12 protein-coding genes are annotated in these 13635 nt (G+C 38.0%); 5 read left to right on the top strand and 7 right to left on the bottom strand.

Annotated features, from left to right (window positions below; all coding sequences use genetic code 11):
* Window positions 1-2 precede the first annotated feature (2 nt).
* From BLR27_RS05120 to BLR27_RS05095, 6 genes are all read right to left on the bottom strand, one after another.
* Entirely contained in the window at window positions 3-932 is a 930-nt protein-coding gene (locus BLR27_RS05120; protein ID WP_090701278.1) for a 4Fe-4S dicluster domain-containing protein, read from the bottom strand.
* A 24-nt stretch (window positions 933-956) separates the two neighbouring features.
* The gene (locus BLR27_RS05115; RefSeq protein ID WP_090701274.1) at window positions 957-1187 is read right to left on the bottom strand and encodes a hypothetical protein; all 231 of its coding nucleotides are present in this window, start codon (window positions 1185-1187) and stop codon (window positions 957-959) included.
* A 141-nt stretch (window positions 1188-1328) separates the two neighbouring features.
* Window positions 1329-1733, bottom strand: coding sequence for a c-type cytochrome (locus BLR27_RS05110; protein ID WP_090701270.1), 405 nt, complete (start codon window positions 1731-1733; stop codon window positions 1329-1331).
* A gap of 403 nt (window positions 1734-2136) precedes the next feature.
* Window positions 2137-3078 (bottom strand): DUF5777 family beta-barrel protein, encoded by a 942-nt coding sequence (locus tag BLR27_RS05105; RefSeq protein ID WP_090701266.1) that lies wholly within the window; start codon window positions 3076-3078, stop codon window positions 2137-2139.
* Window positions 3079-3083: 5 nt separating this feature from the next.
* Window positions 3084-3476, bottom strand: coding sequence for a hypothetical protein (locus BLR27_RS05100; protein WP_143007700.1), 393 nt, complete (start codon window positions 3474-3476; stop codon window positions 3084-3086).
* A gap of 37 nt (window positions 3477-3513) precedes the next feature.
* Complete coding sequence (locus BLR27_RS05095; protein WP_176767612.1) at window positions 3514-4722, bottom strand: ethylbenzene dehydrogenase-related protein; 1209 nt, start codon at window positions 4720-4722, stop codon at window positions 3514-3516.
* A 365-nt stretch (window positions 4723-5087) separates the two neighbouring features.
* Between BLR27_RS05095 and BLR27_RS05090 the strand changes: the two genes are divergently transcribed.
* The 4 genes from BLR27_RS05090 to BLR27_RS05075 all read left to right on the top strand — a co-directional run bounded on the left by BLR27_RS05090 (window position 5088) and on the right by BLR27_RS05075 (window position 10901).
* Window positions 5088-5498, top strand: coding sequence for a 6-pyruvoyl trahydropterin synthase family protein (locus BLR27_RS05090; RefSeq protein ID WP_090701255.1), 411 nt, complete (start codon window positions 5088-5090; stop codon window positions 5496-5498).
* A 26-nt stretch (window positions 5499-5524) separates the two neighbouring features.
* Window positions 5525-6157: a GTP cyclohydrolase I FolE gene (gene folE, locus BLR27_RS05085; RefSeq protein WP_090701252.1), complete on the top strand. Its 633-nt coding sequence runs from the start codon at window positions 5525-5527 to the stop codon at window positions 6155-6157.
* 47 nt (window positions 6158-6204) lie between these two features.
* Window positions 6205-7086, top strand: coding sequence for an ACP S-malonyltransferase (gene fabD / locus BLR27_RS05080; RefSeq protein WP_090701249.1), 882 nt, complete (start codon window positions 6205-6207; stop codon window positions 7084-7086).
* Window positions 7087-7169: 83 nt separating this feature from the next.
* Window positions 7170-10901 (top strand): sensor histidine kinase, encoded by a 3732-nt coding sequence (locus BLR27_RS05075; protein ID WP_143007699.1) that lies wholly within the window; start codon window positions 7170-7172, stop codon window positions 10899-10901.
* 45 nt (window positions 10902-10946) lie between these two features.
* On the opposite strand, the gene BLR27_RS05070 is transcribed toward BLR27_RS05075, so the two are convergent.
* Window positions 10947-11855, bottom strand: a complete 909-nt coding sequence (locus BLR27_RS05070) for a hypothetical protein (protein WP_090701241.1) — start codon at window positions 11853-11855, stop codon at window positions 10947-10949.
* Between the two features lie 219 nt (window positions 11856-12074).
* On the opposite strand from BLR27_RS05070, the gene BLR27_RS05065 reads away from it, so the two are divergent.
* Entirely contained in the window at window positions 12075-13607 is a 1533-nt protein-coding gene (locus BLR27_RS05065) for a glycoside hydrolase family 10 protein (RefSeq protein ID WP_090701238.1), read from the top strand.
* The last annotated feature ends 28 nt before the right edge of the window (window positions 13608-13635 follow it).

Below are 13635 nucleotides of genomic sequence, written 5' to 3'. Positions count from 1 at the left end.
TTTTAATGACTTTGTTTATCAGCAGGGCTTAGATTCTCTAACCCTGATTCATAAGGGAAATTACGGCTAACCGGAGGCAGATAATAAACACTTGGTTTAGTTCCCAGGTCTTCCATTAATCGGTAACCGGCTTTATCTTTAATTAATTCGCTGAACCGGAATGTTTCTGCTCCATTGGTAACAGAATCTTCATTCATATCACCAAACATGAAAACACCATTCGGACAGGAGGTTACACAATGTGGTAATTCTCCCATTCTGGCCATATCCGGACAGAAATCACATTTACTAACCGTTCCGATCTTTTGTGGCATGCTGGTTTCGCATGAGTATGGTTGAGCGGCTACGGCTTCCTCAAGAATTGGCTCCTCCCAATTAAATACACGGGTAGAATAGGGGCATGCAGCCATACAAAAACGGCATCCGATACAGCGGTCACTGTCGATTAATACTAATCCATCCTGACGTTTGAAGGTTGCATCCACCGGACAAACCTTAACGCAGGGTGGTTCATCACAATGCATACAGGTAGTAGGTTGCCAGAAAGGAGCACTTTCTTCTGCTTCCTGCATGGAAAGTACTTTTATCCAGTTTTGTCCCGGATTTAAGGAGTGTGCATGGTTACATGCTTCCTGGCATTTTTTTAAGTTTTTACAACGTGCAAGATCTATGACCATCACAAATTTTTTGCCTTCAATACCTTTTCTTTCTTCACTGTTTGTGAGGGGTGGCATATGAGGAACAGGCTTTAAAAAGGCCTTATCTATTTCGATTATTTCACCATCGACAGAAAGTAGTTTTACTTTCTCTCCGCTTAGCGCGACTGTTTCTTCTGGTGCAAAAGGATTATTTCCGCATCCTGTGGCTGTTGCAGCAGCAGTTGCCAGCAGACCATTTACGAGGAAGTCCCTTCTTGAGGTATTGTTTTCCATGTCAGGTTTATCTAATTATCTGATTTATTTTTTAACCCATTTTTTCAGCTCTTCATCACTGATCTTTTTTGCAGAAGAAGTCAATAATTTTTTATCAATTTCTACCAGTTTGCCATCCTGGGTCAGCATTTTTATTGTCTCGGTTTTTTCCTCCTGCTTGTCAGCAAATATTTTCATGAACGTAAGGGAAGAGAGAACTGCAGCACCCCAAATCAGAAACTTTTTTCGGGTAGGAGTTTTTTGTGGATTTTCCATAAAATTGTTTGTCAGGGTTTCAATAAGGTACGTTATGTGCAATTCTGATGAATTGCGAAAAAATATTCAGGCTTATGGAAATAAAAAAGACCAGTCTTCAAATTCCGAGACTGGTCTTGCAATTTCCTCCTGTGCGAAATATTATTTAAGAGTTCTGATGAAATTTACCATAGCCCAGCTTTCGTCTGCATCTGGTAATTTCTTTTTGAAATTAGGCATATCATCACGGCCTTCTCTTATTTTGTAAAATAAAGAACCATCAGATTGAGCCTGAAAATCGGCTTTTGAAAAATTGCCAGGATCTGTTTCAAGCTTAGCAGCTTTTGACCCGTCACCTAATCCTTTCGCTCCATGACAAGATTTACAATGGGTGCTCCATAGTGCTTTTCCTTCAGCTATTGAGGCTGCATTGGAAGCTACAGGGTTCTTCATTTTTTTGAAGTTATCAGGAACAGGCCATGGCTTATTCTGATTGTTTTCCATTAAAGTAAAACTGAATCCTGTAAAGCCCATGGTAATGGCAAGTATTAAAATGATCTTTTTCATCTGTTTATTTTTATATTTTAACTTTAATTTAATTATTGCAATTCAAGGCTTAAGTATTTTTCTAATTAATTAAAAATTAGACGTTTATATTTAATATTTATTTCCTTGTTTTATAAAGGTATATATTCCGTTATGTCTATATCGTGTCTGATGTCAGTTGTTTAGGTGATGCTGGTCACCTTTTGTAATTTAAATGTCATCTGATCATATTTGATACTAATGCTGTTTAAAATGGTGATTATTGTCAATTTTGGCTATTCTTTCTCATTAATGAAAACGTTTTTCATCGGCAGTTGCCTTTTTGATTTTTATTAATTAGAGGTGATGCGGTTTTTTTATAATTTAAGCAGGCCGGTCTGGTTTATATCCGGACCAGCCTGTTTAATGTTAAAATTTTATGTTTTTAAAAATTCCATAAGCGGCTAATATTGAATCCAATTACAAATTGCCCGTTCCGGTAATCATTTTGGTTGAACATATTATTGCTCTGAGGTACAATACCGTAATAAGTACCCATAAATACTTGGAATGCATGGGCGCTGGTAGTTGTTTCAAAACCGAAAGCGATATTAGGATGCGGGTTATTGGTTGGATGTTGAGTAAGCGGCTGATCATATCCTACTGTTACTGCAGATTGATCGGTCACTTTGTATCTGCCCAGGGCTGAAATTGCCAAATGTCCGTTTTCCATTTTGTTTTGTACGTTCCCCTGACTGTCAACATAACCTTCTATATTGTTGAACCAGGAAAAACTTGGTGCTACCTGTAATGATAGCTTTTCTGTTATCTTTCTAGCAATTAGAAGTTGGTTGAAATAAGAAAAACGGTGTACGGCATATCTGAAAAAACTTTTGTCGCGGGCATCAATAACCATGTTTCCAAAGTAGGTGACACTTACGGGCATTTTACCATCAATGGTTTGAAGTAACAAACCAATTTTGGCATTCAGATCTGCCTGCATTCTTTCTTTTGTAAGACCTGCACCAACAAACAATTTGTTTAGCGGTGAATAGGTCAATCCCATTCTGATGTTTGAGGGTGCGAACAGTCCAAAAACATCTTTCCTGCCATTCTCTATGGTTCCAAAGCGGTGTTGAATATCCATCTCCAAAGTTCCTTTTATCGGAACCATTACAGTTTGGTTATCCATTAGCCAAACACTGCCAAATGTATTTTTAACAGGTTTTGATCCTTTATTTGTGGATACCTCGGTACTGTCAGCGGTACTTGCTACCGCTGTTGTGTCTTGTGCGAGTATACTACCAGGATTTAATCCTGATAATAAGGCAAGAGCCAGACAACTCCGTTTCAGGAACGGAAATTGAGAATTTATATATTTTTTCATATTGATTAGTTGTTTTGAGCGCCTTGTTTTAACCAGGCAAGGACTAGTGCATTGTATTCCTTATTGATTCCGCTTACCGGCATGGGAGTTCCTTTTTTACCGGTCATCCACAGATATACAACACTGGATTGCGGCTCACCGGGGCTTACAAAACCACCATTTGATAAAGAGGCATAGGCATTTACAGCTGACAGATCCGGTGATTTACCGCCAGGGCTATGACAACCACTGGTATTGCAGCTTTTATTTAAAACAGGTACAATATCTGCGGAAAAACTTACCGCTCTGGTTATTTCCTCACCCGTATCAAACAGCACGGTTTTGTCTTTGTAACAACCCATGAGTACTAACATGGTAATGCCAACTAAAAACCCGTATATTTTTTTATTGTATATCATGATCTAGATTTTAGGTTTTCCTGATTGGTACTGACAATTACTTTTTAAACTTCAGTATCAGGTTAGGTTTTATAGAGTGAGCGATCTGTGCATTCTCAAATATTCCTATTCCAAAATACTGATCTGCTAAGTCTGAAAAATCAACATCATAGATATTATCAGCAGTTTTTAGAGCCCTTGTAAATTCAAGTATCCAACCACTACCGGTATAGATAGCCTTGCAGCTAATATCACCGCGGCTACCTGTATAAGAATTAATAGTAAGACCTGGAATTGCTTTTGCACCGAGGCCTAGTCCGATTCTTTGATAATCTGTACCTGTATTCGGGTCAATTGTGGTACCATCACTTAAAGTAAGTTCTCCTGTTGCAGAAACTGCAGTAACTAATTTAGCGGTGCCGGCAGTAATTTCAGTTCCTAATATCCAGCCATAATTTGATTTTGCCGGAATTACATATTTAGGGACAGAAACTGCCAGGGCAGGAGCAGAACCTGTGATAAAGAGACTTTGGACATTATTAGCATATACATCATTTCCCGGATCACCTTGTCTGCCGTTTGGATATTTGTTGATCTGGTTTTGATCTTCAAATTGAAAACCTCCGTTTACTCCGCCTCTCACAGATTTCCAATGCCACATATCAATTTTTTCAGTGGCAGAATTGGTAAAGTGACGGCTTGAGCCATCTGTTGCCGGCAATCCTGTATGGCAGGATTTGTAGCAGGTTGCTGTACTCCATCCTGCCACAGAGTTATTGATATTCCAAAGGAAACCAACTTTGTCTTCATAAAAGGCCGGTCTTATAATGGCACCGGTAGCGCTGAATGTTGGAGCACCAATTTCCTGTGCCCACCTTTTAGTAGCGGGATCATAATACCATGGCTGACGGGATAAAGATTGAGTTGGATCAAGCCATTCAAGAAGGAAATAAATATTTGTTTGATCATAAGCTGATCGTAATGTAACATTAGAAATTACATTTCCGGTATAGCTTCTAAAAACATCGCCCGTTACTTCCGGAACAGCGGTGCTGAATTGCAATTTTGGACTATTACTCCATATCGCGTCGATAGTACCATCTATTACCGGTGGGGTGGTTACTTTGACAGACACCAAATCGGTGTTGTTATTGATGGTCTGTGGGATATCCAGGATCTGGTCTCCTTTTGTACAGCTGCCCAAATACCCTACAACCAGGATAACTGAACTCATTGCCGCAACATATTTTAGGCTTAATTTTTTCATAATTGTTTGTTTTTTTACTTTTATCTGACAAAATTCGATATTAATAGGGTCCGAATAAGTGACTCTTATCACTTTAATAGCTGACTCTGGGATCATTTTTATAAATTATTATTCTATTTTCAAATTCATAAATTTCTCATTCTTATATAATTGGAATCAAAACCTGAATACACATATTAACTGAAACAAAAGATTGTCATAATTGTGTTAAATTATTTTCGATTTATTTAAGCCATATTTCTTCCTGCCCTAAAACATTAAGTGATTATGTCAATAAACCCTCTCAGCGATAGCCAATTTGATTATTGATTCAATTATTACCATGCTATTTAGTTTGAGTATATTTGTATTTTAATTTTTTGAAAATGATATATATTACCCGTAGGGAAAGATTTAATGCTGCCCATAAGCTATACCGCGAAGAATGGAGCGATGAACAAAATCTTGAAATATTCGGAAAATGCTCCAACCCAAACTGGCATGGCCATAATTACGAACTGTTCATCACAGTAAAAGGAGAGATCAATCCGGAAACAGGATTTGTGATTGATCTGAAAGATTTGAAAAGGATCATCACAGTTTACGTAACGGATGTTCTGGATCATAAGAACATCAATCTTGACGTGAACTTTATGAAAGGGAAGATGGCTTCAACCGAGGTGCTGGCAGTTACAATCTTTGATGTTCTTAAACCGCATATCGATGGTCAGGGTGCTATATTGCATTCTGTGAAACTTTTCGAAACTGAAAATAATTTTGTAGAATATTTCGGCTGATCTAATTTCAACTCAAGCATCTGATAATGGACGTAAAAAACAACTCTGCAGAAGAAAAAATAGATGGGTATACTAAGATCGACCATTACGACCCCGCTAAGATCGAGCGTATAGCATCTCATTACAAGGCAATTTTAGCTGAGTTGGGTGAAGATCCATCTCGTGAAGGTCTTATTCAAACACCTATCCGCGTGGCTAAGGCTTTGCAATTTCTGACTCATGGATACGACACTAAACCGGAAGATATTCTTCGTAGTGCCATGTTTAAGGAAGATTATAGCCAAATGGTTGTTGTAAAAGACATCGAAGTATTCTCTATGTGTGAACATCATATGCTGCCCTTCTTTGGGAAGGCGCATGTTGCCTATATACCTAATGGTTATATTGTTGGTTTGAGTAAAATCCCCAGAGTGGTTGACTCTTTTGCCCGGCGTTTACAGGTTCAGGAGCGTTTAACAAATGAAATACGTGATTGTATCCAAAATACGCTTGATGCCGCTGGAGTTGCTGTTGTCATTGAGTGCAAACACTTATGTATGTCAATGCGAGGAATTCAAAAGCAGAATTCTGTGACCACTACCTCTGCATTTACAGGAGCTTTCGTAAATGAAACAACACGCTCAGAATTTTTGCGCTTAATAACCGCAAGCTTAAGTTAAAACCGACAACTATTTTTATTAATTTACATTTATTGGATTGATTTAATATGAAATCATACATATTTCCGGGTCAGGGTGCCCAATTTGCAGGGATGGGAAAAGATCTTTATGATCATTCATCCACAGCCAGAGATCTATTTGAAGGTGCCAATCAAATTTTGGGTTTCAGGATTACCGACATTATGTTCAATGGAACAGATGAAGATCTGAAGCAGACCAATGTCACGCAGCCTGCCATCTTTCTGCATTCTGTTATTCTGGCAAAAGAGCTAAAAAATGAATTTAATCCAGATATGGTGGCCGGACATTCTCTTGGCGAGTTTTCTGCACTGGTGGCAGCAAATGCTTTATCTTTTGAAGACGGATTGCGTTTGGTTAGTGCAAGGGCTAATGCCATGCAAAAGGCTTGCGAGGTAAGGCCATCTACAATGGCAGCAATACTTGGGCTGGATGATTTCACTGTTGAAGATATTTGTCAGCGGGTTAGCGATATCGTTGTTCCTGCCAATTATAATTGTCCTGGGCAACTGGTTATTTCCGGAACCATAGAAGGTATCGATAAAGCTTGCGAGTTATTGCTTGCTGCAGGAGCAAAGAGAGCATTAAAGCTAAATGTTGGAGGAGCATTTCATTCTCCTTTAATGGAGCTTGCACGTGTTGAACTTCAATCAGCTATTGAGAATACAGAAATTAACGAACCTGTTTGCCCGATCTATCAGAATATTGATGCTAAACCATACAATGATGTGGCAAGTATTAAACATAATTTGATCGCACAATTGACCGGAGCAGTTCGCTGGACACAAACGATAGAAAAAATGCTCCATGATGGAGCAAGTTCTTTTACTGAAGTAGGACCCGGAAATGTATTACAGGGCCTTGTAAAGAAAGTTGATCGTACTATCCCAACTTTCAGTGCCGCCTTGTAGAAGAATTATTCAAGATCTTCCGATATCAGGCCTGATTATTGAGCAGGTATACTTTTGTCAGATTTTTACTAATTCAATCATTCTTGAGCGGAAATTTTAAAGTTCGGTTTCTTCTGCTTATGCTAGCAATTGGCTTTGCTTGCACTGCTTTGACTATTAAATATACCATTCAGAAGCAGGAGATTCTTAATCTGGAAGCTGGAAAAGTTGAACGACGCCTTCAGAAGAAAGAGGAATTGATCAATACTATTTTAAGAAATACCGCATTTCGTGATTCTCTTAAAAATGTTCAGAATAATGAAGCATGGGCGCAGTATCTGATTTCGGAATTCAGTCAGAAGAAGAACATCTTTATTAATACCTATGAAAGTGGTCACATTGTTTTCTGGAGTGGGATCCAAATTGCGCTTGAATCAGACAGCCTCTTAAAGGAAGGCAGCAATTATATTCATAGAGGGAATGGCTACTTTGAAGCCATAAAAAGATCCTGGGGAGGTTTTTCAGTTGTTTGTTTTATACCGGTCAAGGCCGACTACCCTTACCAGAATGAATATCTCCGAAATAACTTCGCGAAGGATCTTTTGGCTTCCAATAGCCTTGAAATAGCAAGCTTAGATGATAAGGAGGAGTATAATGTCCGTAATCTGGAAGGTAAGTATTTGTTTTCAGTTAAATTAAAGTCAAATGCTTCCCCTTCATTCTATGTGGCTATTGAGCTGTTCATGTGGCTATTATCAGTCCTGTTCGGGCTAATATTTTTGACTAGTCTCTGTGTTTCGATCGCTGAAAAGGGGTATGTTAAGTGGGCTATCTTTCTTTTATTTAGTTCAATTATTACTTTAAGGCTTATTGACCTTCATTACAGATATTTCAGCAGAAATTTTGAGATTGAGATTTTTAACCCCAAATATTATGCTTCGAGTTATTTCTTTCCATCAATCGGAGAATTTTTATTAAATATCCTCGCATTTACCTGGGTACTTTCTTTTGTATATGCCTACCGGTATAAGATTTTAGCACCAAAAGTTCCTTATAGTAAAACTATAAGTTATTTGATATTTATCATATCAGCTTTAGTGATCTGCGCTATTGGCTATGGAACCAATGAGTTGTTCTTTGGACTCATCACCAATTCCAATATTAATTTTGATGTTGGGAACATATTAAATTCAACATGGTTAAACTGGTTTGGTGTTGTGATCTTTTGTTTTGCAATCCTGAATCTGTTTCTGATCATTATGTCTGCCCTGGCATTTACCTCTACCTTAACACTAAACAACAGAGAGCGCCTGTTGATTTTTGCCGGAGGATTGTTTCTAGCTCTTATTTATCGAACCTTCTTTTCCGAATTTTCAGTATACTTTTTGCTTTTTGCTGTCATTCTCTTGCTTGCCGGCGCTTCCTTCAATAAATATAAGGGTAAGATAAATACAAGTACATTTATTGTCTGTCTCCTGATCTTTGCCCTGATCGGTTCCTTAAAACTTGCGAAATTCCAGTTTTTAAAGGAGCGTGAAAGCCGTAAGCTGCTGGCAGGGAAATTGGAATCCTCAGCGGATCCAAATGCTGTACTGCTTTTCATGAATCTGGAAAAGGAAATATTGAATGATAAATTTATAATTGATTACTTCAGAAATCCGCTTTCAAGTCATAATGCATTAAAGAATCGGCTGGTGAAATTATATATGGCTGGCTATCTTTCCAGATATGATTTTGAAGCTTATGAATACAATGAGTGGGATGTGTTCTTTAAAGGAGATAGGAGCCAGCAGTTATCAAACTTCAAAAACCTGGTACTGAAAGGCTCTGTTAAAGTTTCAGATTATTTTTATCAAAGGAATAATACGTTTGGATTTCAGCAATACTTCGCCTTATTGCCTATAAAAGATAAAAACAATAAGGTTGGTACCCTGGTTTTGGAACTAAAGTCAAAGCGGCTCGACGAGGTAGGTGCTTTCCCTGAATTACTTGTTGACGGTAAAATTAAGGACGATCTCCAGCTTAGTGATTATTCTTATGCCTATTATAATGATGGCAGATTGTTGAATCAGCATGGAAAATATGTCTATAACCTTAGAAATTATGATTTTAAAGGGAAAAACAGAGATTTCATATTCGTAAATAAATTTGAAAGTGGCCTGCAGTATAATCATCTGGTCTATCAGCCGAATCCGCGTAAGCTCATTATTGTCAGTAAGGAAGGAAATAGTGTACTTAATCAGCTTGCTTCGGTTTCATTCATCTTTCTTGTCTTACTATTCTTTTCCAGTTTTCTTTATGTCATTCGATGGCTATGGTATGGCTTACTCCATTACAATATCAGCTTTCGTAATTTTAGATGGAACTATCTTATTAAGACAAATAAGATGCTGTATAAAACAAGGATCCAGGTATCGATGGTTTTTGCAGTTGTGATCACCCTGCTGATTACGGGGATTATCACATTTTACAATATTAGTCAGCAATATCGTGAGCAGCAGGAAGAGCTGGTACTTGATAAGCTAACCAAAATTTCTGCCGGAATTAATAAACAGCTGGTCAATAACGGAATTATAGCGCCGGATGAACAGGCAGAGGTAGCTTTTAATGCTTTTGCTGACATGAATGGTGTTGACCTAAACCTATTTGACCTGAATGGAAGATTAATTCTTTCTACTCAACCAAAGATATATGAGAATGAGCTCATTGCTCCTAAAATGAACGCCATATCTTATTTATATCTTAACAGGCTTCAAAAATCAGAATATATAAACACAGAACGTATTGGCGAGCTCTCTTTTATCGTTGCTTATGTTCCTCTAAGAAATAGTAAAAACGATGAAATTGCTTATCTGGGGCTTCCTTATTTTTCCAATGAGAAAGATTATCAGGATCGTATTGGGATATTCCTGAATGCTCTGATCAATGTTTATGCCCTGGTATTTGTCGCAATTGGCTTTTTCGCAGTGTTTGTTGCAAATCGTATTACCAGTCCTCTGACACTTGTTCAAAAAAGTCTGAGTGAAACTAAGATTGGCCGCAAGAACGAACCTATTTTATGGAAGCGGAATGATGAGATAGGGAACCTTGTCAGTGAATATAATACTATGATTGCTGCACTTGAAGAAAGTGCGCTGAAGCTTGCCAGATCTGAACGTGAGACAGCCTGGCGTGAGATGGCTAAGCAGGTGGCCCATGAGATAAAGAACCCGCTTACTCCTCTTAAACTGGGTGTACAGCTGCTTGAAAGATCATGGAAGGAGAAGGATCCAAAGTTTGATGAGAAGTTCGAAAGGTTCAGTAAGTCATTTATTGAGCAAATTGAGAGTCTGGCCCATATCGCATCAGAGTTTTCTAATTTTGCCAAAATGCCTGATACGGTATTAGAGAATGTGAAAATTCAGGATGTCATCGAACAATCTATTGTACTTTACAGGCAATTTGAACATACCACCATTATTCTTGAAGATACCAGTGGGTCTGAAGTAATAATAAAAGCAGATAAGGATCAACTTTTAAGATGCTTTAATAATCTTATCAAGAACGCAATAGAAGCCAGATCTGAAAAGCGCCGGAGTATTATTCGTATTTTATTATACTGTCAGGATGAGCAGGTGCACATCGAAATCAGGGATAATGGAAGCGGAATATCAGAAGAACTGGGGCAGAAAATATTTACACCTAACTTCACAACAAAAAGTTCAGGTACTGGTTTAGGACTTGCATTTGTAAAACAAACTATTAAGAGTATTGATGGGAACATCAGATTTGAGACCATACCAGGTATAGGAACAACATTCTTTATTTCCATTCCATTAAATATGAAACGGGCATAAATTCAGGCAGAATATTTTCCTGAAAATGTTATGTTCAATAGCAATTTATTTCAGAGCAAGAGATCCTTTACCCATCGAATAACCATCTGAATATAAAATGACTGTATAATTTCCCTTTTGGAAGTTTCCATTATTTGCCCAGTCTATTGTATACGTTCTGCCATCATTGGCAAATTCTATCGCGGTTTTATAGGTGTATTGGAGCTCTTCTTCATCAGAATTAAACATCCCTCCATTAGCAGATATAATTAAATTACCACTTGGGTCCACCACTCTCAGATAAATATTGTGCAATCCCTTGACCCCAAGTTCGTTGTTAACGATTGAAAAATTTATTCTCAATTTATCGGTCGTATTGGCGCGGGTAACAGTATTTTCTTTGCCACTACTTTTCACATTCAGTGCAAGTATAGAAATATTACCTGTTTTTAAAGCGGCAGCAGCCTTAACTTTCGTACTGAGTTCTTCGTTCTGTTTTTCAAGATCGGAAGCTTTAAAACTAACAGAATCAACTGTTGATTTTAATTCATCACGTTCAGTGGTTAGATTGGCATTAAGCTTTTTTAATGCTTCAATATCTGAGCTATATTTTGATACAAAGTATTTTAGTTGTTTAATATCCTCCTGAGCTTTTGCTAGTTGTCCCTGGGTAAGCTGACCTTGTCTAAGAGCTGTTCTTAGCTTTTCGATCTGTTTCCTTGCAGTTTCCTGCTCAGTCTTCATTTCCTCAGAAAGCTTGATATTCATGCTGGAGGCATTGTCCAGTTCAGCTTCAATTTTATCAATTTCAGTCTGCATTCTGGTTTTTTCGTCGCTTATGGTCACAATTCGGTCATTAGCTTTTTTATCCTTAAAGAATAAATAGGTATTAGTTCCTAATAAAGCAAGAATAACAGCAATTAAAAAATAGATCTTATTTGAGTCTTTTCGTGTGGGTTGTTCCTGGTTTTCCATGTGCAATTGATTTGTTATAGATTATATATGTCCATGTAAAATCATATAATTTAACTTCAGATGTAACAAATATATTGTTTAAGACTTAGGATTTTATTTTTAATTCCCCTATATATTATTTTTTATCACTTGATTTAATATCAATCAATTCTAATCCAATTTGGCTTAAAGCAATAAATTAGATTATTATCTTTACCGGCTTACCAGATTATTCTTTTCATGCTAAAGAACATATTATTCATTATTGCATTCATTATTGCTGTTCCATTGATATCCAAATCTCAAAGTACTATTCATCCAAAGCGTGAATTCAGAGGCGTTTGGGTTGCTACCGTTGCAAATATCGACTGGCCTTCAAGGCCTGGGTTAAGTGCGGATATTCAAAAAACCGAGTTTCTTCGGATTCTTGATCAGCATCAAAAGACCGGCGTGAATGCAATTATGCTTCAGATTCGCCCGGCAACTGATGCACTTTATGGAAAGGGTCGTGAATTGTGGAGCCGATTTTTAACCGGAAATCAGGGCCAGGCTCCTGTACCTTACTATGACCCATTGGATTTTGCCATAGCAGAAGCCCATAAAAGGGGAATGGAGCTGCATGCCTGGTTTAATCCTTACCGTGCAACTTTTAACCTTATTGATGCACATACCAGTGCCAGTCATATTACCAAGCAGAAACCTGAATGGTTCTTTACTTATGGAGGTAAAAAGTTATTCAACCCCGGACTTCCGGAGGTTCGCCAGTATATAGTCGGCGTAATTATGGATGTGGTTAAAAATTATGATATTGACGGGGTACACTTTGACGATTATTTCTATCCCTATCCTGAAGTTAATCAGCCACTTAGGGATAGTGAAACGTTTTACAAATATGGCGCTGGATTTAAAAATATTGACGATTGGCGACGTAATAATGTGGATACCTTAATTCACGTGGTTTCAGACAGCATTCATGCAGCAAAAAAGTACGTAAAATTTGGGATAAGTCCATTCGGTATCTGGCGGAATAAAACCCAGGATCCTGAAGGGTCTGAAAGTAATGGCTTTGACGGTTATGGAAAATTATATGCAAATGCCCGTAAATGGGCCCAGTCAGGCTGGCTTGATTACCTGAATCCTCAGATTTATTTTCCTTTTGGTTACCAGGTGGCACCTTATGATAAACTGGTCGACTGGTGGAGTAATAATGCCTTTGGCAAGCATGTATATATTGGGCAGGGTGTTTACAGGGCAATGGAAAACCGCCCGGGATGGAGTAATCGTAGGCAGATACCTGATCAGATCAGGTATCTCAGAAAAAATGAAAATGTTCAGGGCAGTGTTTTCTTTAGTTCCAAATCAGTAACCAATAATCTTGCAGGTGTTCAGGATTCCCTGCGTTCAAACTTCTATCGCTACCCTGCACTTCAACCTGCCATGACATGGCTTGATGCAGTAAATCCAAATGCACCACGTGAACTAAGGGCAAAGCTGGTTCCAAAAGGTGTTGAAATAAGCTGGAATGAGCCTCTTGAGGCAAGTGATGGAGATACGGCCTATGGATATGTTGTTTATCGTTTCAATCGCGGCGAAAAGATCGATGTTGAACAGGCTCATCATATCCTGAATATCTCTTTCAGTTCAGCTGTAACAACTTTTACAGATAATGCAGTAAGTGCTAACCACAGCTATATTTATGTGGTTACTGCTATTGATCGCCTTAAAAATGAAAGTCAGCATTCCAATGCTGTCTCAGCGACTGTTCAGTTTTGAGCTTAATTGTATAAAAAAAGCCGGTTCA

This window comes from Daejeonella rubra, from assembly GCF_900103545.1.
GTDB classification, from domain to species: Bacteria; Bacteroidota; Bacteroidia; order Sphingobacteriales; family Sphingobacteriaceae; genus Daejeonella; species Daejeonella rubra.
Note: the sequence above shows the minus strand (reverse complement) of the source record. Positions and strands in the feature narration are given on the sequence as shown.